The organism is Leptospira paudalimensis, from assembly GCF_026151345.1.
Classification (GTDB): domain Bacteria; phylum Spirochaetota; class Leptospiria; order Leptospirales; family Leptospiraceae; genus Leptospira_A; species Leptospira_A paudalimensis.
On record NZ_JAMQPR010000001.1, the window covers coordinates 2,286,176 to 2,308,482 of the forward strand.

Consider the following 22,307-nt stretch of genomic DNA (forward strand, 5'->3'; position numbering starts at 1 on the left):
TTAATTGTGCATCCAAACGGAATAATTTCTCTAAATCAGAGCTATTCATTCCGACTCCATTGTCTTTACATTCAATTCGTACGCCATCTTCTTCTTGTGAGACAGAGATTTGGATTTTTCCATTATCATTGGTAAACTTAATCGAATTAGAAATCAAATTTCGTAAGACAGCTTGGATCATTTCAGAATCTGCATACACAAATGAAAACTTTTCAGGAATCTCTACAGTAAACTGAATCCCTTTTTTCTGAATGACAGCAGTCATTTGTTCTGTAATCTTAGAAACAATTGTCCGAAGGTTGATCTCTTTAGGACGAAACGGCATGTTTCCAGTCTGAGTCCTTGCCCAATCGAGAAGTTGTTCTAACAAACTATAAACCCTTGAAGCTGATTTTTTAATCTCAAAAACAGTTTCTCTTTTTTCAGAATCAGTATAGGTATCAAAATCCGCATACATCAGTTCAGTGATCTGTTTAAAGGAACCTAAAGGATTCCGTAAATCATGAGCAATGATCGAAAAAAATATATCTTTTGTTCGATTGGATTCACTTAATAGTTTTTCAGATTTGTGTAATGCTTCAATCGCTTGTGTTTTTTCAAAAATTTGAGTTCTCAGTAATTTAGTTCGGTCATATACTTTTTTTTCTAATTCAAATCGATTGTAAAGTAACCTCTGGTATTGTAAGGTGATAAACTCAGCAAGAATTGCATACGGTATCAAAAACGAAATGAGATAAATATACGAATCAAAAATAACTGGTTGTACAAATGGTCCAACACCCAATCGAGTCATCAGCACACTCGACAAATACAATAAAAATACCCCTAATGTGACTCCCTTAATTTGGAATCGATACCCTAAATAAATCAAAATCAAAAACGAAAGAAAAAATAAATATGGAAATCGGTAAACAATCACTGCTTGGAAAACGATAAATATGATTGTCCAGAAAACGAGACGTAAGGATAACTCCTTCCACACAAGTTTCCTCCATGCCATAAACATCGGAACGGTGATAAAAATCCCAATCGTATCACCAAAGGTAATCACAACGAGAGTTCGTAGAATTTCATTTAAATTTAAATTATGAAAGTATCCAAAGGAATTTAGAACAAGTCCAAGTAATAAAATCGAAATCAAACTAGATAAAAAAGCAACATATACGATGAAATAAAAATTATCTTTGGTCGAATTAAGGTTTTTTCTTATTTTTTTAGTCCAGAAATAATAGGCGAGAACTGATTGAAACGCATCAACAGATGCTGTTAAACAAATACTAAGATATAATTCAAACTGTGTTAGCTGGAATTGACTGCTAATCAACCCATCTTTATTTGCAAGAAAACTTGCGACCCAAACAATTGGGAAAAATCGATATCCGAAAAATATACATCCGACTAGACCAATTCCAGAAGGGATCCATAATACCGCCAAATTCATAGGTTGGAATGCAAAATATTCCATACCCAATTTGGCTGAACCAATGTAGGTTAAAAAGAGGAAGGTACCTTTTAAGAATGACTTCCAGGCCATAATTTTCTATATTAAAAAATCCGAATTTATAAATAAAACAACATTTAATTCAAATAATTAGAATGAATTCGATTCGCGTTCTATTATTTTTCAGCTTTGATGGCAGTTTTACCATTGAGGAGAGTGAAAAAATCAGCAGGAATATTTTTACTTTTCATAAAAAAAGTTCCGACTAACATAGAATCTATCATTCCTTTGTATTTTTGCCAATCTTCAAAAGACTCGATACCCGATTCCGCGACACGTATGATCGAAGAATCTAATTTAGGTGCAATTTGTTCGATCAGATTTTTGTGAATTTGGAATGTATCCAGGTCGCGAGTATTGATTCCAATGGTATTTGCACCCATATCGAGTGCAATATCCACTTCCATTTGATTATGGGTTTCCACAAGGACAGCAAGACCAAGACGAGTCGCATGGTCATGTAAGAGTTTTAATTGTTCAGGTGAAAGAATACGCACAATGAGTAAAATCGCAGAGGCACCATAGGCATACGCTTCGTCGATTTGAATTGGATCTAAAATAAAATCCTTACGAATGACTGGAACAGAAACTTTGTTCGCAACGGATTGTAAATCACTCAGGGAACCATAAAAATACGATTTGTCAGTCAGGACCGAAATGGCTCCTGCTCCTGAACTTTCATATTCGGAGGCAATGGAGACTGGATCGTAATCTGACCGAATCACTCCAGCACTGGGACTACCTTTTTTGCATTCGGCTATGACCGAGATAGATGTTGTTTTGAGATGAGATTTCCAATCTCGGATGGGAATCGTTCTGTCGGGTAAAACCTTACCACGACTTTCTTTGATTTCAGTGTGTTTCGTTTCTACAATTTTGTGTAAAATAGGATTCAAATGAATTTGGTTAAAAGGATTTTAACGCTGCTTCTTCTGAATCATAAATATCGAATAAAGAAGTCAGTTCGATGACATCAAAGATCCGTTTCACAGCTGGTTTGATATTGGAAATCTTAAGAAATCCTTCTTTGGAATTGAGTTTGCGTAAAGTAGAAATGCAGGCACGAAACCCCGAGGAAGACATGTACTCTACATCTTTCATATTGAGAAGAACCTTTCTATGACCTAAAGAGTCAATGAGTTCCGTAAGTCCCTCTTCCACTTCATTCGCCACAGAAACGTCCAATCGACCTTCCAAATAAACGACTAGTTTTCCGTCTTTCACTTCGTGTTTCAGCACCTATTTACCCAACCTGATATGATTTTACAAAATCGATGTATTTTAACGGAGTGTCAATCAATGTTTTCTGAATCCATATTGAGCCAATCTGACCTACAAAATCTTCATTCCTTCCTCATTTTAGGGGGTGGGTCCTCCGGTGATTCGGCAGCTCTCCTACTCAATTCCCTTGGGAAAAAAGTCATTCTCGCGGATCGTTTCCCAGAGAAAGCAAACCAAAGTCTGTATTCGAAAGTTTTGTCCGATCATATGCCACAAGTAAACCTTGATGGAATTGATTGCCTCATCAAAAGCCCTGGAATCCTACCAGATCATCCAATTTTGGAATCTGCTCGTGAGAAACATATTCCCATCCTAAGTGAGATCACACTTGGCAGAATTTTTTTCAATGGACCAGTGATAGGCATCACTGGCACCGATGGCAAATCGACAACAACTGCATTAACGTATCATCTGCTAAAGAAAAAATATCCAAATGCAAAAATGGGAGGGAATATTGGAGTTCCCTTTACTTCGTTTTGTAGAGAAAATCCAGAGATTGTTGTATTAGAATTATCAAGTTATCAATTGGATGACTCACCTAACTTAAAACTGACGGCATCTGCCATCTTAAATCTTGCCTCCGATCATCTAGAAAGGCATAAAACAATGGAATCCTATGCACTTGCAAAATGGAAAATTCAAAATTTGGAAGACAACAACCACCAATGTTTCGTGAATCCAATTTTCTTTAATTATACACCATTTGCGATTCCGACTCATTCCAATTTACATTTGGTGGGAGAAAATAAATCTTATTCTGTCACACAAAACCCAAATAAAATCCATACACCGAATCATGAATATGATGTTTCCTTATTCCCACTAAAAGGAAAACACAACCTTATGAATTTATGTTTTGCCATTGCTCTTGCTGAAGTTGCGGGATTAAGTCCAGACCAAATCCAAAACCAATTGGAAACGTTTGATGGTCTACCACACAGATTCCAATCCATTCCCACAGAAACTATCAACCCAAAATACCAGTCCATTCGGTTCATCAATGATTCAAAATCAACAAACTTACATTCAATGTTATCGGGAATCTCTGGTTTCAAAAACGCTGACCCCATTTATCTAATATTAGGTGGAATTCCGAAAGTGGAACCAATCCATCCGCTGATAGAAAGATGGAAAGAGTTAGAATGTCCATTGTTTGTTTTTGGAAAGGCAAAAGAAGTATGGGGAGATGAATTAAATCTTACTGGATTACCTGTTTTTTATTTTGATAATTTAAAATCTTTAGTAACAGAATTGAAAGAAAAAATTGATCATCATTGGTTAACCAAATCAAATTTAGAAAATGAGGAAAACCTGACGGTGATTTTTTCACCGGCAGGTGCTAGTTTTGATCTCTACAAAAACTTTGAAGAGAGAGGGAATCATTTTAAAAGTTTAATCCAAGATTTTTTTGGATCAACCCAAGTTTAAGTTTTATCCTCGGATATGGTATCCACCATCCACATGTCGAATTTCACCGGTGATTCGATTGGATGGACGGAACAAATAACATACTTCTTCGGCAAGGTCTTTTGCTTTTGCATTTCCAAGTGGAGAGGAAGTTTGGCAATGGATTTCAGCTTCTTCTAAGCCTTCAATTGCAGAACCAGCTTTACTTGCTCGGTAAGGGGAAAATCGAATCGCATTCACTTGGATTTCTTTTTCTTGTCCCAATTCCATAGCCATCTCTTTCACAAGTCGCTCTAGTGCTGCTTTTGCAACACCAATGTTTTTATATGGGTGAACTACAACTTTTTCGGCACCTAAATAACTGAGGGCAACAATGGATGCTCCAGTAACTAAAAGATTTCGTTGGTAAAGGCTTTGGACAATTGCAAGCAACGAAAAAGAAGAAACGTTCATCGCATCCATAAACTCTTCTCTCGAAACGGTCATGATAGGTTTTACTTTCCCTTGGCGGATGGTTTTATCCATCGCAATGGAATGTAATAAGGAATGAATGTTTTCCTTTTTTTCCAATAGAAAGTCTGCAAAAGAATCAATACTCTCTTGGATGGTGACATCGAGAGGAAAGGTGATCACATCTTCACCTAATTCTTTTTTTACGGTATTTTGAAAATCTGCATAAGTACGATCTAAAAAGTTTATGCTGTTTTCAGATAAATTTTTGTGAAAAGGTGTTTTTCCAAGTCCTGTGCAAATGAGTTTGGCACCTTGGTCTTTACATTCTTTTGCAATGATAAGTGCTAGTGAGGACGCATCTGTAATGCCAGTAATGATCACTGTGCGACCTTTTAGAGTTTGGTTCATGTCTCCTCCTAATGCTTAGACACACAAGTTTCGGAGGTGCTTTAAAAGACGAACTTTTTTTCAGGTTTTTTTTTATCGTTTGTGCTGAATTTTTTCGTAAGCGCGACTTTCAATAAAGAGATCGAGAAGGTCTCCATCGATGTGTTGGTCTCGCACTTCCATTTTTAAAATATCAAATGCCCGATCAAGTGGAACCGCTTTTTTATAAGGACGGTCCTGGTCCGTTAACGCATCAAAAATATCAGCAATGGCCATCATTTTTGCCTGAACGGGAATCTCTACCGCAGACAACCCTCTTGGGTATCCCGATCCATTTAATTTTTCATGGTGGCCATGTGCGATACTCGGAACCATTTTGAGTTCTCTTGTCCAAGGAATTTTGGATAAAAATTGAAACGTATGTTCCACATGGGATTCAATTTCCCTTCTCTCTTCAAAATCCAAAGAACCACGACGAATCGATAAAAAATTAAATTCTTTTGGAAGTAACAAACTCAATTGGTTCCCATCGGTTGTGTGGTAACTCATTTTAGAAATCTCTTCTAAAAAGTTTGAATTTCCCTCTTCCAAAATGGTTGGTTCATTTGAATCGGTAATGACACGAACCATCTCTTCCAATTTTTCCTTTTCTAATGTATATTCTAACTGGATTGATTTTTCAAACTGTTGATAACCGTTGTTACCGTGTTTTTTTAAGTATTCAATTTTTTTCTGTGCAAGTTTAGATTCTACATCTTTTAGAATAAATTGGAATCTCCAACGAATGAGATCCAACTCATAATCTTCTAATTTTTTGGCTTTTACCAAAACCTTTTCTCTAACACCAACTTTTCCAAAATCATGTAATAAGGATGCATAACGGATTTCTTTGATTTGAGATTCATTAAAGTGAACATCTTTAAATCGTCCAACTTGCACTCCATTCACAGATTCAGCAAGTCCAACGGTGTACTGGGCTACACGAAAAGAATGACCAGATGTTGTTGGGTCCCTAGATTCGATGGCAGATACACTAGCTGTTACAAACCCTTCAAATAAGGTTTCTATTTCATGGACAAGGTTATTGTTTTGGATTGCAACGGCCGCTTGCCCTGCAACTGCCATAACAAGTTCTTCCGAGTATTTATCATAATCCAAAACTGAATTCGATTTCATTTCATCTAATGTCAGTTTGGTTTGAAAATTCTTTTTGCGATTGATGAGTTGGATAACACCTACTACTTCATCATGGTGGTCTTTCATGGGAACCACCAACATCGACTTGGAGTAATAATTACTCATTCGATCAAAATCACTGTTAAACTTATATTCTTCTTTGCCTGAAAGTTCGTATACGTTTGGTATATTCAATTGTTTGCCTGTGAAGGCAACATAACCTGCTATACTTTTTTTGTTGATAGGAAGGATAAATTCATCACTATTTAAATCCAAGGCAGAAATTTTAAATCGTAAATTTCTTGGATTCCCCCTTTCATCTTTTTCCACCAAATACAAAGAACCAGAATCTGAATTGGATATCTCTCGTGCTGAATTCAAAATATCACGAAGTAATTTCGTAAAATCTTTTTCATTCGCTAAACTGATTCCAATTTTTGTTAGTTTTGAAATTTCATTTGTGGATACATTGATTCGTTTTTGGAGTTCAAATTTATCAACAATCATCTGTAAGCTGGTAAATGCATTTACCAAATTTTTGATGAGAAATACCAAAGGAGCATCATCTGGAACATTCGTGAAAAACAATTCTTCCTCAATCGACAATGCCATATAACCTGTGTAGTCGATTGGTGCCCTCACGATGATGTTGGACATAATGGTGGGATTTTCTTTTAAAAACTGATGGATTTCTTTATGTTTATTTTCTAACTCATAACGAGAGATGTAAAATAAGAGTTTTATGATTTTACCTTGTGAATCAAAATCAGTATTGGGTAAATCGGAGAGGGAAAGGACATTTGTTTTTAGTTTTTTAGAAAAATCGGCAATTTTACCTTCAAAAAAAGGGTCATCCGTGATGATGTATTTCGAATCCGAAGATGGGTTCACAGAATTACTATCGACAGCAAAAAATTCACTGTCGATTGTTTTTTCAAAAATTTATTCTGACTTTGGTTTGATTAGAAGAAGAAAGCCAAAAACTAAACTTGAAATTAGATAAAAACTCAGAAAATATAAGACTTGGACTCCTAACAAGACATAGGGTGCATGGTTCCAATCTTTTGGTTCGATGACTAAAAAAGGCAAAAAAGTTGCCAATACAGATGGAACCAAATAGGAAACAACCCCCCTTTTTCCTGAATCTGACCATTTCAATTCATTAAGATAAAGATAGATTCCGCGGGCAAACATTCCAATCACAAATGCCAAAGGAATACTTACCATTAAATCTACACTAATCGCTGTCGAAAATCCAATACTTCCTAACCATACACCTATCTCAGCTTCTCTTGGGATGGAAACTTTTAGGTATTGAGAGATGAGTGAAAATCCAATTAAGGAAGAAAATCCCAAAATCACTGGTTTTCCTATCATTTCGATAAATTCATAATTTGTTTTGTCAGGCGATAAGAGGAATAAAATACAAGGTAAAAACAAAAACAATAAATTCGGTTGTTCTTCTTCCACTAACTTTGATTCGTTTGAATTTTGGGGATTCCAAAACATTTCCCGAGACCAGACAAACGCACCCATGGCAATGGTGAATGGTAAAAGCCCTGACTCATCCTGAGCAAGTAGTTGTGTTTGAAACAAATGGATCCAATAAAAAAAAGATCCAAAAAAAAGAGTCAGTAAAACTAAAACTAGAAAACTGAGAACCCTTGAAAATGAGTATATTCGATCTTCTAACAGCTGAAATGCTAAAAACAAAATTAAGTTGGTCTTTGTTAGAAGCATAAAAATGGATTGAGTATCCCAACCAAAAACGGAAATTCCCCATCTCGAAAGCGAAAGTAGGAGAAAAATTCCGATAACCGATAGACTCAACCAGTATAATAAGAATAAATTTTTGATCTCTTTATTGGTAACAAACACCAAACTATACTGTAAAAAGAAGAGAGATGCAAAAAAATAAATAAAATCGATTTCTATCGAGATCATGGTATCACCTCATCGCTGATACTAAATGGAAGGATCGAATATGGAGGTTCTCCATTACGATCTAAACTTTGGAAATTATGATGAAACCCTCTTATGGATTGGTTTCCAATGAGTATAAACTTTTCTTTTCCCTTTGGTTTCAGTAGAATACTGCGATTGAAAAAATACAATACAGGATTCTCCTTCAGTTCCTTACCAAGGTTTTGGAAGTGAGGTAAAATCTTTGTGTAAGGTTCGTAAATATCAATGGAATTGGCAGCTCGTATAACAACCGTTTTCTGTTTCAAATTGGGAATGGATCGATTCCTTAAAATCCAATGTTTGGGATCATTGTATTCAGTTTGAAATTCACCAACTCCATCTGCTGATAGAATTCGAATATTTGAAAAAGAATATAACTTTTCTTTCAATTCAGGTTTTACTTTTTTCAAAAAAAGTTCCACTTCTCCAGGAAGTTCCCATAAGACAACTTCCATTTTGGGAAAATGTTTTGCTACCGCTTGGGAAGTCACACCCGGATACTCAGGATGGTTTAATGCAGGGCCAATGTCTAAAAATACAACTTGGTTTCCTCTCTCATGTAATTTCAGGTCACCAAACAATGATTTCCTGAGAACTAACATTGATTTTGTGAGATAGGCATTTGGATTCAATAAATCATCTAAAATTAGATTGGTATCTTCTAATCGATTTTCATATGTTCTCGCTCTGATTTCTTCATCTTGGGACTGGAATAAATACCTACCAGTATACGAACGGATTGTTTTCTCTTCTAATTCAGAAAAAAGTACATTATTTGTCAGATTCCAAGTGTAAGGGTAAATTGGTTTTCCAATTTCAAAATTCACAGTTGTTGGCAATGGTTCGATTTGGCCATATGGAGAAAGTTTTACATATTGTTTGTAATACTCTTCCGATTCTTCGATATGATTTCTTTCCCTAGACAAAATACTCAAATTAAAAAGTGCAAATCGATAATAAGGTTTTTCTTCTATAGCATATGTTGATTTTGCATGGAGTATCGATTCCCAAACTGATTTTGCAATACTCCAATTTCCAACATTGTATTGGGCTGCTCCATACAACAGTAGAGATTGTAGAGCAATATCAAAATTCGGAATGGAAACCTCAAAGATTTTAGTGCGTTGTTCTTTTAACAAAGTGATCGTAGCATCATATCGACCCAATCGATAGAGAGTTTGTGCTAAATTATAATCCAAATAAATGGTTTGGTATACATCACTGAGTTTCCCTTGGATGAGAGAAAGTTCATAGGCAGAAAGTTCTAACTGCGAAACATCAAATAACACCAATCCATAAAAATAAGAGTTTTGTATTCCTTCTGGATCATTTAAAAGTCCCAAGGTTTCATAGATTTTTTTAGCTGATGTCAGATAAAAAATTGAGTCTTCTTTTTTTCCATCTAACACCAAACATTTTCCAATTAAGGAAAGAATGTCTGAATAATCACTATGAAATACTTGTTTAGAAGATTCTTTTTCTCGTTTGGCGAAATTTGCAAATTCGATGGATTTTGAATATTCTGCTTTTTCGAAATAAAAATGAGAGATATTTTTTGCGATTTGGAAACGTACGAACTTAGATAATTTCGGATTGGAACCAACTTCTTTCCATATCTCTTTTAAATTATCTTCTGTTTGTTTCTCCAATCGATCATTAACCTTAAGCCACTCTGTAAAATTGGTTTTAAAATTAAGAGAAACTAAAACATTTTTTCGACTCTCGGAATTAGCATCAAAATCATATTCTGTCAGTTTTACAAATTCTGATTCAGATAGAATTTCCTCCTCTGATATAAATACCCATTGTGGATTCCGTTTGATGAGGCGATTGAGTCTTATCGTTTCATCTACCAAATGAGTGAGAGAAGTTTGGACTTCAAATATCAAATTTCCTCTTTCTTCGTATTTCACAAAGATTGGATTTCCCGTTGTTGTAGATTTAGATTCCACATAACGAAGTTTAGGTGTAAATTTAATTCCTTTTTCTTCCCATAGGAAGGTTCCATTGAGTATGATTTCAGAACGACTTTGTTTGGAAGATGAAAGTTCAGAGTGTTTTCCCAGATACACTGCATCCGTTGTATTTTGGAATTGGAAATGGGTAGTTTCTAAAAGTAGTTGTATCGTCTTTGGGTCTTTAAACTCCCCTTTAGAATCAAACTCTCCTAAACTAAAAAAAACAACCGTCTCCGGTGTTTCTAACGTGATTGGTATTGATTCTTTTTTGATTACATTCTTAATAGAATAGTATAACGGAGCATAGGCGATTGACGCCAGAAGTGTGAAAATGAGGAGTGTATTTTTTTGAAAACGTGACAATTGGCAAAATTCTAAAAGGTTTGGTTTGACCTAGTTTGATGAGAATTTTGCAGAACTCAAGGAAAAAACGGGGTTACCCCCGTCCTTCCATTACTTCCTATCGTTTGAGACCCAGAACTTCTTGGATCATTTGGTCGGATGTCACAATGGTTCTAGAGTTTGCTTGGAAACCCCTTTGAGTCACAATCATATCTGTGAATTGGTCAGAAAGGTCAACGTTTGACATCTCAAGTAAGCCAGCATTGATTTTTCCACGTCCTTGGCTTCCAGCTTCCCCAATGTTTGCTTCTCCGGAGTTAAGAGAGAAACTGTACATCGTGTCCCCTTCTTTATTGAGACCTGCTGGGTTTGTAAAATTGGCAAGAGCAACTCGTGCAAGAGGTTGGCGAACTCCGTTTGAGAAAACTCCCGTAACAGTTCCTGTATTATCAATGGAAAAAGATTCCATATAACCCATTGGGTAACCATCTTGTTTCACTGCTTTTGTTGTGAAGTCAGATGAAAATTGTGTGATTCCACCTACAAGGCCTGCTTCCCCAAGGTTCAAACTGAATTTTTGTGCCGTCGGATTTCCTGGAATGCGGAAGGAAATATCTGCTTGGAGTTTGCCAGTGGTTTGTGAATCCACCCCATCAGATACACTGATGATCTTTCCATCTGGTGTGAAGGAAACTTCGAGTTCAGTATTTCCAGATACACTTGTGTTTTCACCACCTGTTCCATTTACATCCACCGACACTTGGCTTGCATCTTCTAGTTTAAAACGCATCTTCCAAACATTGTCGCGCATTTTGTAAAATTCCACACCCATTTGTCGAGTGTTTCCTAATTCATCATACACGTTAATGGAAGTTACATGGCCACGTCTTTGGCGAGGATCTGGGTCATTGATATAACGTTGGATGTCTTCTTCTGTTGCATCTGCAGGAACAGCAGCTACACTTGCATTGAGGTTAGATTGAAAGTCGACATTTCTAGTTGCTCGAGCAGGTTCTTTGGAATAAAGAGGAATTACGATATCTTCTAGTGACCCAGCAGAGTTGATGTATTTATTTCCAGTTTCATCAAGTCTTGAATTCCAACCTTGTACTTTGAGTCCGTTCGCTGGGTTTACATAAAAACCATTTTTATCTACGTTAAAAGCACCAGCACGAGTATAAAACTGTTTGTCTCCGTCTTTCACAATAAAAAAACCTTCACCGGAAACAGCAAGGTCAGTGTTTTTACCTGTTGTTTGTAAAGCACCTTGTGTCATGATTTTATCAATCGCTGCGATAAGAGATCCAAGACCAACTTGTTTTGGGTTTGTTCCCCCAATCCTTTCGTTTGGTTCAGATGCACCTTGCAATTCTTGTGAGATCATATCTTGGAACGTTACTCGTTCTGTTTTAAATCCATGTGTGTTAACGTTAGAGATGTTGTTACCAATAACATCCATTCTAACTTGGTGGTTTTTCAATCCGGAAACACCGGAATAAAGTGATCTCATCATAACGTTCTATCCTCTCTTTTTTTATCGACCTTTTTCAATTAATCCTGATAAGCTTCTTGTTTTTTTAACGTATTGTTTGGAATGTTTGTCGGACGTTGTTGTTGGAACTGAGTTTCTGATTTTAATAACTCTGGATCAGAGATTAAATTGATTTTTGAAACATCGAGCATACGACCGTTCACACGAACATAAGTTTTTCCTTCGTTATCGAACAAAATTGCACCTGCAACACCTGTGACATCTTCACCGGTCACTAAATCTGGCCCTGATACAATTTTTCCTACGACCGAATAACTTTGCTTAGATTCCATCCGAGCAATCCCAGATGAAATATTTTTCATCTGTTCGAGTGAAGAAAATTGAGCCATTTGTGCAATGAAGTCTTTGTCTTGCACTGGATTTGTTGGATCTTGGTGAGACAATTGTGTCAAAAGTAGTTTTAGGAAATCGTCTTTTCCTAACTCTTTTTGTTTTTCTCGGATTTCAATTCCTTTTAAACCACTTGTCTCTTCTTTTTCCAGCTGGTCCAAATGTTTGCGGATATTAAAACTTCTATCACCTTCAAAGTATTTGGTTCTTGCAGAATTTTGTGTAGAGATATCTTGCATTCCGTCTGGCATATAGTCCTCGATCTTTTTTTATTTCGTAAATTTAAGCAAAAAATTCTAATACTTTGGAATCTGGTGGTAAAGAGATATCATCTAAACCAACTCCATTTTCTTTTTCCAATTTCTCAATATTCCCGCGGTTTTTTGCAGTTTCCATGAGTGTTTGGTAGAGTTCGTTTTGGTTTTGTCTCTCTGCAAATTGGTTTCCATCATCCCATAAATCAATGATGAGCGCTTGTAAGTCGAGACCAGACTCTTTTAAATTTTCTTTAATTGATTGGATTTCGTTTTGTAGGGATTTTTGTAACTCTTCTGATTCGACTAAAATTCGACCCTCTACTTTTTCTCCATCCACAGTCACCTTCAGAGTCAAACGACCATACTCTTTTGGATTCATAATGATTTCAGCACTGGACTTTCCATTTTGAACGATGTCAAACTTCGCTTGTTTGATGAGCTCATCCAAATTTTGTTTTAAGTTGGTTTCTTTCGGTTTTTGATTTCGTTCTAAATTTTTAACATCTTCTGTTTTGGAGTGAAGTTTATTTTCCACCGAATGAAGGTTAAATCCTTGTTTGTTACTTTTATCTTCTGAAGATTTTCCATTTTCCTCTCCCATTTTGGAAGAAAAAATCGTTTGGACTTGGTTTACAAAAGATGAATCTGTTTTTATTTTTTCATTTTGAACTTGGTTTTTGTTTTCATTTAGTTTTTGGAATTCTTTTTCTTTAAATCCTAAACTTCGTACCATTTTATCAGATGTAATGGAAAGATTGGAATTTTCTTTCTCTATGTTTGATTCAGACAAAACAGTTTCTGATTTATTCTGTTTCGGACTTTTGCCTTTTGGATCTAGTTTGCGAAGGGAAGTTTCGGAGGGACTTTCATTCTCAAGTCCACGGCTTCCTTTTTCTCTTGGGAGAAAAGAGGTAACAAGATTTAACCCAACCTGCTCAGATTCTTTTTTTTGAGAAATTACGTTTGGGTTGTGTTTTGGTTCGTTTACAACTTTATCCGTTTGTATTTTTTTCTGAGAACCAGGAAACATCACTAAATTGGTAGGAATCGAATCTAACTGATCTTGTTTATGATGGGAAAAAATTTGTTTTGAACTGACGAAGTCTTTTTGCAAAAGACTTTCTGCTAGTTTTTTAGTTTCATCTAAAAATGTTTTTGCTTCCTTTGTTGCATAGGATGCATTTTTTTCTGCAGACTTTTGCATAGAGAGGGCTACTGCTTTTTCTTTTTGTAATGATTCATTCCCTTCATTGGCAGGGAGAAATTTTTGATCGAATAGATGTTGGTTGGATAAAATTCCAATGCTGTATTCGAGTGCATCTCGGTCGAGATCCTCTTCTTCCGAAATTTCTTCTTTCGAATCTTCGTTTGTTTTCTGCGACGTATTATTTTCATTCACAGAATTTGATGGAATCACATTTGAATTGGATTGTTGGTTTGATTCCATTTTTGAAACAACATCTGATGCGGCATCAGATTGATTTTTATCTGCTTGGAGTGGTTTCCATTCGGATGGAGAGTTTGGTTTTTCAGAATGGATTTGGAATTCCCTTTCTAAAATTTCACCAAAACTTTCTTTTACCGCAAAATAGTTGTTATCGGCACCGTCCCTTTTGCCTGGTCTCAATTCAACTTGAGGGAAGGGAATTAGGTTTTGTTTATCAACATTTACATTCATTGGGGTGCCTTCTCCCTTAAGGATCGAACTTCCCCAGATTTCCTTGAGAGAATTATCTTCTTCCTTTCTAGGTTTATGTCAGGAAACCAGGATGACCCCAAAAAAGAGTTGGATTTTCCATTGACAAAAATTCACTAAATTGGAGGATTAGTTTGTTTTATTAACCAAAAGGACGAGAAAATGAAAAAAATACTCCAATTCCTCCAATTTAAACCAAGTTTTTCTGCCATATTGACTGTTGTAATGGGAATTGGGCTCGCCACTTCCCTATTCGCAGAATCAACGTTTCTACACGTATCCTTCGATCCAACAAGGGAACTCTATGAAGATATCAACAAATCCTTCTTAAAATCCTGGAAGGAAAAAAAAGGTGAAGAGTTCTCAATCCAACAATCCCACGGTGGATCGGGAAAACAAGCACGAGCAGTGATTGACGGACTCGAAGCAGACGTAGTCAGTTTAGCACTTTCTTATGATATTGATAGCATTGCCAGCAAATCAAAGTTAATTGATGCAAATTGGCAATCCAAACTACCCAACAAAAGTACACCATATTACTCAACCATCATCTTCCTCGTACGGAAATCAAATCCCAAAAAAATCAAAGATTGGGATGATATTGTAAAACCAGGAATCTCTGTCATCACCCCGAACCCAAAAACGAGTGGAGGTGCTAGATGGAATTACCTTGCCGCTTATGGTTATGCAAAACGAAAGTATAAGTCTGATGAAAAAGCAACTGACTTTGTGAAAGCATTATTCCAAAATACATCTGTACTAGATACAGGTGCTCGCGGATCCACCACTACCTTTGTGAATCGTGGGATCGGTGATGTTCTCATTACGTGGGAAAATGAAGCAAAACTAGCGTTAGATGAAGAAAAACGTTCTGGTAAAAATAGTTTAGAAGTGATCTATCCATCTGAATCAATTCGAGCAGAAACCCCTGTTGCCGTTGTAACCAAAACTGCGACAGAAAAAGGAAATTTAGAAAAGGCAACGGCCTATTTGGAATTTCTTTTTACCAAAGAAGGCCAAACCATCATTGCAAAACACTTTTTTAGACCCATTGACCCGAAAGTAAGCAAATCCTCTGCGAAAGAATTTCCAAATCTCAAATTATTTTCTCTATCCGATTTAGGGGAAACTTGGGACACTGCACAGAAAAAACATTTTGCAGATGGAGGTGTCTTTGATGCCATCTACAAAAACAAATAATATATGCAAATTGAAACACGGCCGTACAAAAAAATCCACTTTGGGATCAGTTTAGGATTCACAGTCTTTTATTCGTCCGCCGTTGTGATCATTCCATTATTTGGACTTTTTTATCATTCCCTGGGGATTGGATTCACAGGGATTTTAGAAGTGTTTACAGAAGAGCGCATTCGATCTGCGCTCTTTTTAAGTTTTAGTGTAGGTCTCATATCCGCAGTTCTCAATCTTTTCATTGGATTTTTATTCGCTTGGGTACTCGTTCGATACCAATTTCCATTCAAAAAGTTTTTTGATACGTTAATTGATTTACCGTTCACTTTGCCCACCGCTGTGGCAGGGATTGCCCTGACTACGATTTACTCTCAAACTGGAATTATTGGTTCTTTTTTTGACAAATGGGGAATCAAAATTGCTTATACACCCATTGGTATTGTCATTGCACTTGTATTCATTGGATTTCCTTTTGTCGTACGAACAGTACAACCTGTCATTGAAGAACTTCCTAAAGAACTAGAAGAAAGTGCAAGGTGCCTTGGAGCGACTCCGTTCCAAACATTTAGAAAAGTTTTATTACCCGAACTTTGGCCTTCCCTACTTGCTGGAACCGGGATGGCATTTGCAAGGAGTATCGGAGAGTATGGGTCGGTAGTATTCATTTCTGGAAACTTACCTGGAAAAACAGAAATCCTTCCCCTACTCATCGTCACCAAATTGGAACAATACGAATACGAAAAAGCAACATCGATCGCACTTGTGATGTTACTCACTTCATTTTTATTTATGTTTCTCATTAATTTTTTCCAAGAGCGGGCGTCAAAAAAACTCACATGAAATCGAAACTTTTGCCCATTTTTCTTGTTTTACTCGCCTATACATTGTTTGGCATCCTATTGCTTTTACCTATTTATACAGTGTTTACAGAAGCATTTTCGGAAGGTTGGGAAAAATACTATTCATCAATCACAAGTGAATATGCTCTATTTGCAATTGGTCTAACTGTTAAAGTATCCATTGTATCTGTAATTTTAAATACATTCTTTGGAGTTACGGCTGCTTTTGCGATCACTAGGTTTTCCTTTCCTGGGAAAAATCTTCTCATCACGATCATTGACTCACCTTTTGCAGTTTCACCAGTTGTATCTGGTCTCATCTTTCTTTTGTTATTCGGAAGGCAAGGAACCTTTGGTGAATTCTTAGCAGAACATCAAATTAAAATTGTTTTTAATACTCCTGGACTCATCCTCGCAACAGTCTTTATTACATTTCCTTTTGTTGCAAGGGAACTCATTCCCCTTATGCAAAGCCAAGGCCGTGAAGAGGAAGAAGCAGGGATGTTACTTGGTGCCAGTTTTAGTCAGTTGTTTCTCAGAATCATCCTTCCCAACATCAAATGGGGTTTGTTATACGGGATCATTCTATGTAATGCAAGGGCTATGGGAGAATTTGGAGCGGTTTCCGTTCTCAGTGGACACATCCGAGGTAAAACCACAACTCTGCCATTATACATTGAAATGTTATACAATGAATTTGATTCCGTAGGTGCCTTTGCTTGCGCCACCTTACTTGTGTTTTTATCACTCCTCACACTCATCTTCAAATTGATATTGGAAAAACGTACCGAGAGATCTTAATATGCCAATCGAAATACAAAATGTACAAAAAACCTTTGGTTCGTTTACTGCTTTAAAAGATGTAAACCTAACCATTCCCGATGGTGAACTTGTGGCTCTACTCGGTCCTTCGGGTTCAGGAAAAACTACCTTACTCCGTATCATTGCAGGGCTTGAAGAAGCAAGTTCTGGTTCTGTGCGTTTTGTAGGCGAAGGACAGTCTTCTTCCAAAATCCAAAATGGTGAAGTCGGATTTGTGTTCCAACACTATGCACTGTTTCGCCATATGACCATTGCAGAAAACATTGCGTTTGGTTTGGAAGTAAGACCAAAATCCACAAGGCCTACCAAACCAGAAATCCAAGAGAAAGTTTCAAACCTCCTGACTCTCATCCAACTTGAAAAATTTCACAATCGGTATCCACATGAACTATCTGGTGGGCAAAGGCAACGTGTGGCTCTTGCTCGTGCGCTTGCAATCGAACCTAAATTTTTATTACTTGATGAACCGTTTGGAGCACTGGATGCAAAGGTAAGAAAGGAACTTCGCAATTGGTTGCGTAGGCTCCACGATGAAATCCATATCACAAGTGTGTTTGTCACCCATGACCAAGAAGAAGCACTCGAGGTGAGTGATCGGATTGTGATTTTAAACCAAGGGCAACTCGAACAGGTGGGAAGTCCAGACGAAGTTTATAACAAACCAAAATCACCTTTTGTTTTCCACTTCTTAGGAGATGTGAATCTTTTCCATGGTCGAATCGAAGAAGGAAAAACGAAAATTGGAAACATCGCACTTGATTCTTCTGAACATGAAAATATCAAAGAATCGGATGCGGTTGCTTATGTACGCCCTTATGACGTGGAAATCGTTAGGGAAAAAGAACAAGGGATCGCAGCTGAAATCCAATACATCCATTCTACGGGTCGAAATGTCCGAGTGGAATTAAAACGGGTGGATACAGGCACTCTCATCGAATCAGTCCTCGAACAAGAAACCTATAAATACCTCAATTTACTACCGGGAGAGACTGTTTACCTGCGCATCAAAAAGGCAAAAGTCTATGTAGAGGACTTCTCTATCTAATAATTTCCGCTAATATACTTTACAAATCGTCCAATATACAAAACATTGGATGGTAGGACGGGATAAATATGGGAAATTTGGAAGTTTTGACAGAATCTTATGCCAACCTATCGCTCGCAGAGGGATTAAAACGACTTTCGTCTACATTCCCTGGCAAAGTGGTGTTCACCACGAGTTTTGGTCTGGAAGACCAAGCCATCACCCATGCCATCCTCTCAGAACAAATCCCTATTCGCATTGCCACTTTGGATACTGGTAGGTTATTCCAAGAAACCTATGATGTTTGGCAAAAAACAAACATTCGTTATGGGGCAAAAATCGAAACTTTTTATCCGAATACAAAAGAGATTGAATCCTTTTTGAACCAAAACGGACCCAATGCATTTTATGACTCTCAAGAATTACGAAAGGAATGTTGTCGGATCCGAAAACTCGTTCCCTTGGATTCGATTTTAAATGGAATGGAGATTTGGGTCACCGGTTTACGTAAAGACCAGTCTGGATTCCGGACGGAGATGTCTTTATTTGAATCCGATCCAAGTAGAAATTTAATCAAATACCAACCACTCCTCCATTGGAGTTTTGAAGAGACTTGGAAATACATTCGCGAACAGAATGTACCTTATAATGTGTTACATGACAAAGGTTTTCCAAGTATAGGTTGTGCCCCTTGTACACGTGCCATCGAACCAGGAGAAGACTTTCGAGCTGGACGTTGGTGGTGGGAACAAGAATCAAAAAAGGAATGTGGTTTGCATTGGGTAGATGGAAAACTCACACCAAAAAAAGGATAATAGACTATGACAAGTACCCATCGACTATCACACCTAGACCAGTTAGAGTCAGAAGCCATTTATATCTTACGGGAAGTGGCAGCACAATTTGAAAGACCTGCTTTATTATTTTCGGGAGGAAAAGATTCCATTTGTTTGGTTCACCTTGCACTCAAAGCATTTCGTCCAGGTAAGTTTCCTTTTCCACTCGTTCACATCGATACGGGGCATAACTTTGATGAGGCGTTACAATTCCGTGATGCACTCACAGAACGAATTGGAGAAAAATTAATTGTTCGTTATGTGCAAGATTCCATCGACCAAGGAAAAGCTGTCGAAGAAAAAGGAAAATTCCCAAGTCGTAATGCAATCCAAGCCGTGACACTACTCGATACCATTGCTGAATTTAAATTTGATGCTTGTATTGGTGGCGCCCGTCGTGATGAAGAAAAAGCAAGAGCGAAGGAACGAATTTTTTCTGTTCGAGATGAATTTGGATCTTGGGACCCAAAACTCCAACGACCAGAACTTTGGAATATCTATAATGGAAAAATCCATGTGGGAGAAAACGTACGTGTTTTTCCCATCAGTAACTGGACAGAACTTGATGTTTGGGAATACATCCGAAAAGAAAAGATAGAACTTCCTTCTTTGTATTTTTCTCACCAAAGGGAAATTGTATGGAGAGAGGAACTGGTATTCCCTGTTTCCAAATTTATCAGTTTAGATGGAACCGATAAAGTAGAAACAAGAACAGTTCGATTTCGGACTGTCGGCGATATGACTTGTACAGCAGCTGTGGAATCAGAAGCTAATTCAGTGGATGATATCATCCGTGAAATTCAAATTTCACGCACCACAGAAAGAGGCTCCCGTTTGGATGACAAACGTTCGGAAGCCGCTATGGAAGAAAGAAAAAAAGGTGGGTATTTTTAATGGATATATTAAGGTTTATCACTGCTGGTAGTGTGGACGATGGGAAATCAACTCTCATCGGACGTTTGTTATACGATAGTAAATCCATTTTCCAAGACCAACTAGAAGCGATTGAACGTGCAGGACAAGTGAATGGACAAATTAACTTAGCCCTTCTCACTGATGGACTCAAAGCGGAAAGAGAACAAGGGATTACGATTGATATTGCTTATAAATACTTTTCCACTCCCAAACGTAAATTCATCATCGCTGATGCACCAGGCCATGTCCAATACACTCGTAACATGGTGACAGGCGCTTCGAATTCTGACCTTGCCATCATCCTCATTGATGCAAGAAAAGGTGTGATCGAACAAACCTTCAGGCATTCCTATATTGTGTCATTATTAAGACTTCCTTATGTAGTTGTATGTGTGAACAAAATGGATTTGGTAGAATTTTCAGAAGAAGTATTCTTAAATATCCAAAAACAATATTTGGAATTTGCCAAAGACTTAAACTTAAAATCCATTCACTTTTTACCGATCTCTGCATTAAATGGAGATAACGTTGTGGAACCTTCCGCATCTATGCCTTGGTGGAAAGGAAAATCTTTACTCCACTTTTTGGAAGAAATTGAAATCCATACGGAAGAGGAATCCCCTGCTCCAAGATTTCCCGTACAAAACGTGATTCGCCCACAAACAACCGAATACCATGATTACAGAGGTTATGCGGGCCAAATCAGAAGTGGTCATTTTACGGTGGGAGATTCTATCACAGTATTACCAAGTGGACTCACTTCGAAAATCAAAGCCATCGATACATTTGACGGACCTCTCACCACTGCGTATGCGCCAATGTCTGTGACCATTCGTTTAGTAGACGAGATTGATGTGAGCCGTGGTGATATGCTCGTTGTGACAGGGAAAGAACCAGTTGTCTCTCAAGATCTAGAAGCACATATTTGTTGGATGGACCAAAAGGTGATGACCCCTGGTTCCAAATACCTTTTACGCCAAACGACGAATGCAGTAAAAGTTTCTATTCGTTCTTTGGAATACAGAGTGGAAACAAGCACTCACGAAAAAAAAGAACAACCAAATCTCGGTCTGAATGAAATAGGAAAAGTGACTATCAGGACGGCAAAACCCGTCGCTTATGATCCTTATTCCAAAATCAGAGGCACTGGAAGTTTTGTCCTCGTTGACGAAGGAACCAACCAAACTGTGGCTGCAGGGATGCTATTGTAGATTTTTATCCAATATAACGGATTTTTTGATTGAAATAACACGGCTCCATAAGTTATTCTGACGGTATCATGAGCCTAACCAATACTGTCACAAAAGAATGGATCCGGAAATCCTTTGCGGGAGAAACCAAACTCCCCATTGTCTATGAGCCAGCGGAAGAACGAACTTTGGATGCGTTAACCAATTGGTTTCAAAACCATGAGTCGGAATGGCGAGACGATTTAAAAACCTATGGGGCAATTCTCTTTCGTGGATTTCCTGTTCACGAAGCTTCAGACTTCCAATCCATTCTTTATGCTACAAACGAAAAACAGTTAGGTGAGTTTTACCTGGGTACTTCCCCTCGGGATGAAGTATTAAAACATGTGTTCACAGCTAGTGAACTCCCACCGCATTACCCAATCATGCAACATGCAGAGATGAGTTTTCTTGACAACCCTCCCAAATTATTATTTTTTTATGCAGAAAAAGCATCTGACTACGGGGGAGAAACTCCTCTAACTGACCTTAGGTTGGTCTACCAAAACATCGATCCCAAAATAAAAGAAAAAATCGAACGATATGGAATCAAATACCGAAGAAGATACGATGGCCCATCCTCGCAAAAACGATTTTCTGTATGGAAAACCAAACGTTGGGATGAAATGTTTGGAACCACAAACTTGGATGAGGTGAATCAAATTGCAAAAGAAAATCGTTTCCAATTAGATTGGTATGGTGAAGATTCTCTAACGATCACAAACCACCAATCTGGATTTCGAACACATCCTATCGCAGGTACAATTGCTTGGCATAACCATACGCAAACATTTCATTACCAAGCTGGTGTCAGTGAAACTTGGAAAATTTTCAAAAAACAAATAACCCTTCGTTCATTTGGTGTTGCGGTTTTACTCACAATCATTACAAACTTCAAAAGACTCTTAGGTCCAAACTCACATGATGTGCACGTCACCTATGGGAATGGAGAAGAGATTTCACCTAAAGAAATGAAATCCATATCAAATGTATTTTGGAAACACATGGTGGCGATTCCTTGGCAAACAGGAGATGTTCTTTTCATAGATAATTATTCGGTCTCACATGGAAGACTACCTTATTCAGGTCCTAGAAGAATTCTTGTGGGTTGGGCGGATTGAAAAGAATGTAGTTTTATGATTTTTA

18 protein-coding genes and 1 pseudogene (1 of these 19 cut by a window edge) are annotated in these 22,307 nt (G+C 37.4%); 9 read left to right on the forward strand and 10 right to left on the reverse strand.

The features are described 5' to 3' along the window. From ND855_RS10645 to ND855_RS10655, 3 genes are all read right to left on the reverse strand, one after another. Window positions 1–1,534, reverse strand: the 5' portion of a protein-coding gene (locus ND855_RS10645; protein WP_265358321.1) for a sensor histidine kinase. It extends 149 nt beyond the left edge of the window; 1,534 of the gene's 1,683 nt are visible here — the first part of the coding sequence; the start codon lies at window positions 1,532–1,534; its stop codon lies beyond the left edge, outside the window. Between the two features lie 83 nt (window positions 1,535–1,617). Beyond that, window positions 1,618–2,397 carry an indole-3-glycerol-phosphate synthase gene (locus ND855_RS10650; RefSeq protein WP_265358322.1) on the reverse strand — a complete coding sequence of 260 codons (780 nt, stop codon included), beginning with the start codon at window positions 2,395–2,397 and terminating at the stop codon, window positions 1,618–1,620. 10 nt (window positions 2,398–2,407) lie between these two features. After that, a complete protein-coding gene (locus ND855_RS10655; protein ID WP_100727565.1) occupies window positions 2,408–2,740 on the reverse strand; it encodes an STAS domain-containing protein in 333 nt (110 codons plus the stop codon). A gap of 60 nt (window positions 2,741–2,800) precedes the next feature. Between ND855_RS10655 and murD the strand changes: the two genes are divergently transcribed. Beyond that, window positions 2,801–4,210: a UDP-N-acetylmuramoyl-L-alanine--D-glutamate ligase gene (murD, locus tag ND855_RS10660; protein WP_265358323.1), complete on the forward strand. Its 1,410-nt coding sequence runs from the start codon at window positions 2,801–2,803 to the stop codon at window positions 4,208–4,210. A 3-nt stretch (window positions 4,211–4,213) separates the two neighbouring features. On the opposite strand, the gene ND855_RS10665 is transcribed toward murD, so the two are convergent. The 7 genes and pseudogenes from ND855_RS10665 to ND855_RS10695 all read right to left on the reverse strand — a co-directional run bounded on the left by ND855_RS10665 (window position 4,214) and on the right by ND855_RS10695 (window position 14,287). Continuing rightward, window positions 4,214–5,050, reverse strand: a complete 837-nt coding sequence (locus ND855_RS10665; protein ID WP_265358324.1) for an enoyl-ACP reductase FabI — start codon at window positions 5,048–5,050, stop codon at window positions 4,214–4,216. Window positions 5,051–5,122: 72 nt separating this feature from the next. Beyond that, entirely contained in the window at window positions 5,123–7,096 is a 1,974-nt protein-coding gene (locus ND855_RS10670; protein ID WP_265358325.1) for an HD family phosphohydrolase, read from the reverse strand. A 51-nt stretch (window positions 7,097–7,147) separates the two neighbouring features. After that, window positions 7,148–8,149 (reverse strand): hypothetical protein, encoded by a 1,002-nt coding sequence (locus tag ND855_RS10675; RefSeq protein ID WP_265358326.1) that lies wholly within the window; start codon window positions 8,147–8,149, stop codon window positions 7,148–7,150. Beyond that, on the reverse strand, window positions 8,146–10,491 hold the full coding sequence (locus ND855_RS10680) for a tetratricopeptide repeat protein (protein WP_265358327.1): 2,346 nt from the start codon (window positions 10,489–10,491) through the stop codon (window positions 8,146–8,148). Before ND855_RS10680 ends, ND855_RS10675 begins: the two co-directional genes overlap by 4 nt. Before the next feature lie 97 nt (window positions 10,492–10,588). After that, window positions 10,589–11,983, reverse strand: a complete 1,395-nt coding sequence (gene flgE, locus ND855_RS10685) for a flagellar hook protein FlgE (RefSeq protein ID WP_135591482.1) — start codon at window positions 11,981–11,983, stop codon at window positions 10,589–10,591. A 68-nt stretch (window positions 11,984–12,051) separates the two neighbouring features. Continuing rightward, window positions 12,052–12,591, reverse strand: a pseudogene (locus ND855_RS10690) (flagellar hook capping FlgD N-terminal domain-containing protein); the annotation flags it as partial. Between the two features lie 43 nt (window positions 12,592–12,634). Further along, window positions 12,635–14,287 carry a flagellar hook-length control protein FliK gene (locus ND855_RS10695; RefSeq protein ID WP_265358329.1) on the reverse strand — a complete coding sequence of 551 codons (1,653 nt, stop codon included), beginning with the start codon at window positions 14,285–14,287 and terminating at the stop codon, window positions 12,635–12,637. 180 nt (window positions 14,288–14,467) lie between these two features. Between ND855_RS10695 and ND855_RS10700 the strand changes: the two genes are divergently transcribed. From ND855_RS10700 to ND855_RS10735, 8 genes are all read left to right on the forward strand, one after another. Continuing rightward, complete coding sequence (locus ND855_RS10700; protein WP_265358330.1) at window positions 14,468–15,505, forward strand: sulfate ABC transporter substrate-binding protein; 1,038 nt, start codon at window positions 14,468–14,470, stop codon at window positions 15,503–15,505. A gap of 3 nt (window positions 15,506–15,508) precedes the next feature. Next, window positions 15,509–16,336 (forward strand): sulfate ABC transporter permease subunit CysT, encoded by an 828-nt coding sequence (cysT, locus tag ND855_RS10705; RefSeq protein ID WP_265358331.1) that lies wholly within the window; start codon window positions 15,509–15,511, stop codon window positions 16,334–16,336. Then, a complete protein-coding gene (gene cysW / locus ND855_RS10710; RefSeq protein WP_100727575.1) occupies window positions 16,333–17,136 on the forward strand; it encodes a sulfate ABC transporter permease subunit CysW in 804 nt (267 codons plus the stop codon). The genes cysT and cysW overlap by 4 nt, the downstream gene beginning before the upstream one ends. A 1-nt stretch (window position 17,137) precedes the next feature. After that, window positions 17,138–18,202 carry a sulfate/molybdate ABC transporter ATP-binding protein gene (locus tag ND855_RS10715; protein WP_265358332.1) on the forward strand — a complete coding sequence of 355 codons (1,065 nt, stop codon included), beginning with the start codon at window positions 17,138–17,140 and terminating at the stop codon, window positions 18,200–18,202. A 68-nt stretch (window positions 18,203–18,270) separates the two neighbouring features. Then, complete coding sequence (locus ND855_RS10720; protein WP_265358333.1) at window positions 18,271–18,996, forward strand: phosphoadenylyl-sulfate reductase; 726 nt, start codon at window positions 18,271–18,273, stop codon at window positions 18,994–18,996. Window positions 18,997–19,002: 6 nt separating this feature from the next. Then, window positions 19,003–19,911: a sulfate adenylyltransferase subunit CysD gene (cysD, locus tag ND855_RS10725; protein ID WP_265358334.1), complete on the forward strand. Its 909-nt coding sequence runs from the start codon at window positions 19,003–19,005 to the stop codon at window positions 19,909–19,911. Beyond that, a complete protein-coding gene (locus ND855_RS10730) occupies window positions 19,911–21,143 on the forward strand; it encodes a sulfate adenylyltransferase subunit 1 (protein WP_265358335.1) in 1,233 nt (410 codons plus the stop codon). The genes cysD and ND855_RS10730 overlap by 1 nt, the downstream gene beginning before the upstream one ends. Window positions 21,144–21,211: 68 nt before the next feature. Further along, the gene (locus tag ND855_RS10735; RefSeq protein ID WP_265358336.1) at window positions 21,212–22,282 is read left to right on the forward strand and encodes a TauD/TfdA family dioxygenase; all 1,071 of its coding nucleotides are present in this window, start codon (window positions 21,212–21,214) and stop codon (window positions 22,280–22,282) included. Window positions 22,283–22,307 lie beyond the last annotated feature (25 nt).

Coding starts and splice junctions, on each gene's coding strand:
- murD (WP_265358323.1), top strand. CDS start 2,801: ATGTTTTCTGAATCCATATTGAGCCAATCTGACCTACAAAATCTTCAT.
- ND855_RS10665 (WP_265358324.1), bottom strand. CDS start 5,050: ATGAACCAAACTCTAAAAGGTCGCACAGTGATCATTACTGGCATTACA.
- ND855_RS10675 (WP_265358326.1), bottom strand. CDS start 8,149: ATGATCTCGATAGAAATCGATTTTATTTATTTTTTTGCATCTCTCTTC.
- flgE (WP_135591482.1), bottom strand. CDS start 11,983: ATGATGAGATCACTTTATTCCGGTGTTTCCGGATTGAAAAACCACCAA.
- ND855_RS10695 (WP_265358329.1), bottom strand. CDS start 14,287: ATGAATGTAAATGTTGATAAACAAAACCTAATTCCCTTCCCTCAAGTT.
- ND855_RS10700 (WP_265358330.1), top strand. CDS start 14,468: ATGAAAAAAATACTCCAATTCCTCCAATTTAAACCAAGTTTTTCTGCC.
- cysT (WP_265358331.1), top strand. CDS start 15,509: ATGCAAATTGAAACACGGCCGTACAAAAAAATCCACTTTGGGATCAGT.
- cysW (WP_100727575.1), top strand. CDS start 16,333: ATGAAATCGAAACTTTTGCCCATTTTTCTTGTTTTACTCGCCTATACA.
- ND855_RS10715 (WP_265358332.1), top strand. CDS start 17,138: ATGCCAATCGAAATACAAAATGTACAAAAAACCTTTGGTTCGTTTACT.
- ND855_RS10720 (WP_265358333.1), top strand. CDS start 18,271: ATGGGAAATTTGGAAGTTTTGACAGAATCTTATGCCAACCTATCGCTC.
- cysD (WP_265358334.1), top strand. CDS start 19,003: ATGACAAGTACCCATCGACTATCACACCTAGACCAGTTAGAGTCAGAA.
- ND855_RS10730 (WP_265358335.1), top strand. CDS start 19,911: ATGGATATATTAAGGTTTATCACTGCTGGTAGTGTGGACGATGGGAAA.
- ND855_RS10735 (WP_265358336.1), top strand. CDS start 21,212: ATGAGCCTAACCAATACTGTCACAAAAGAATGGATCCGGAAATCCTTT.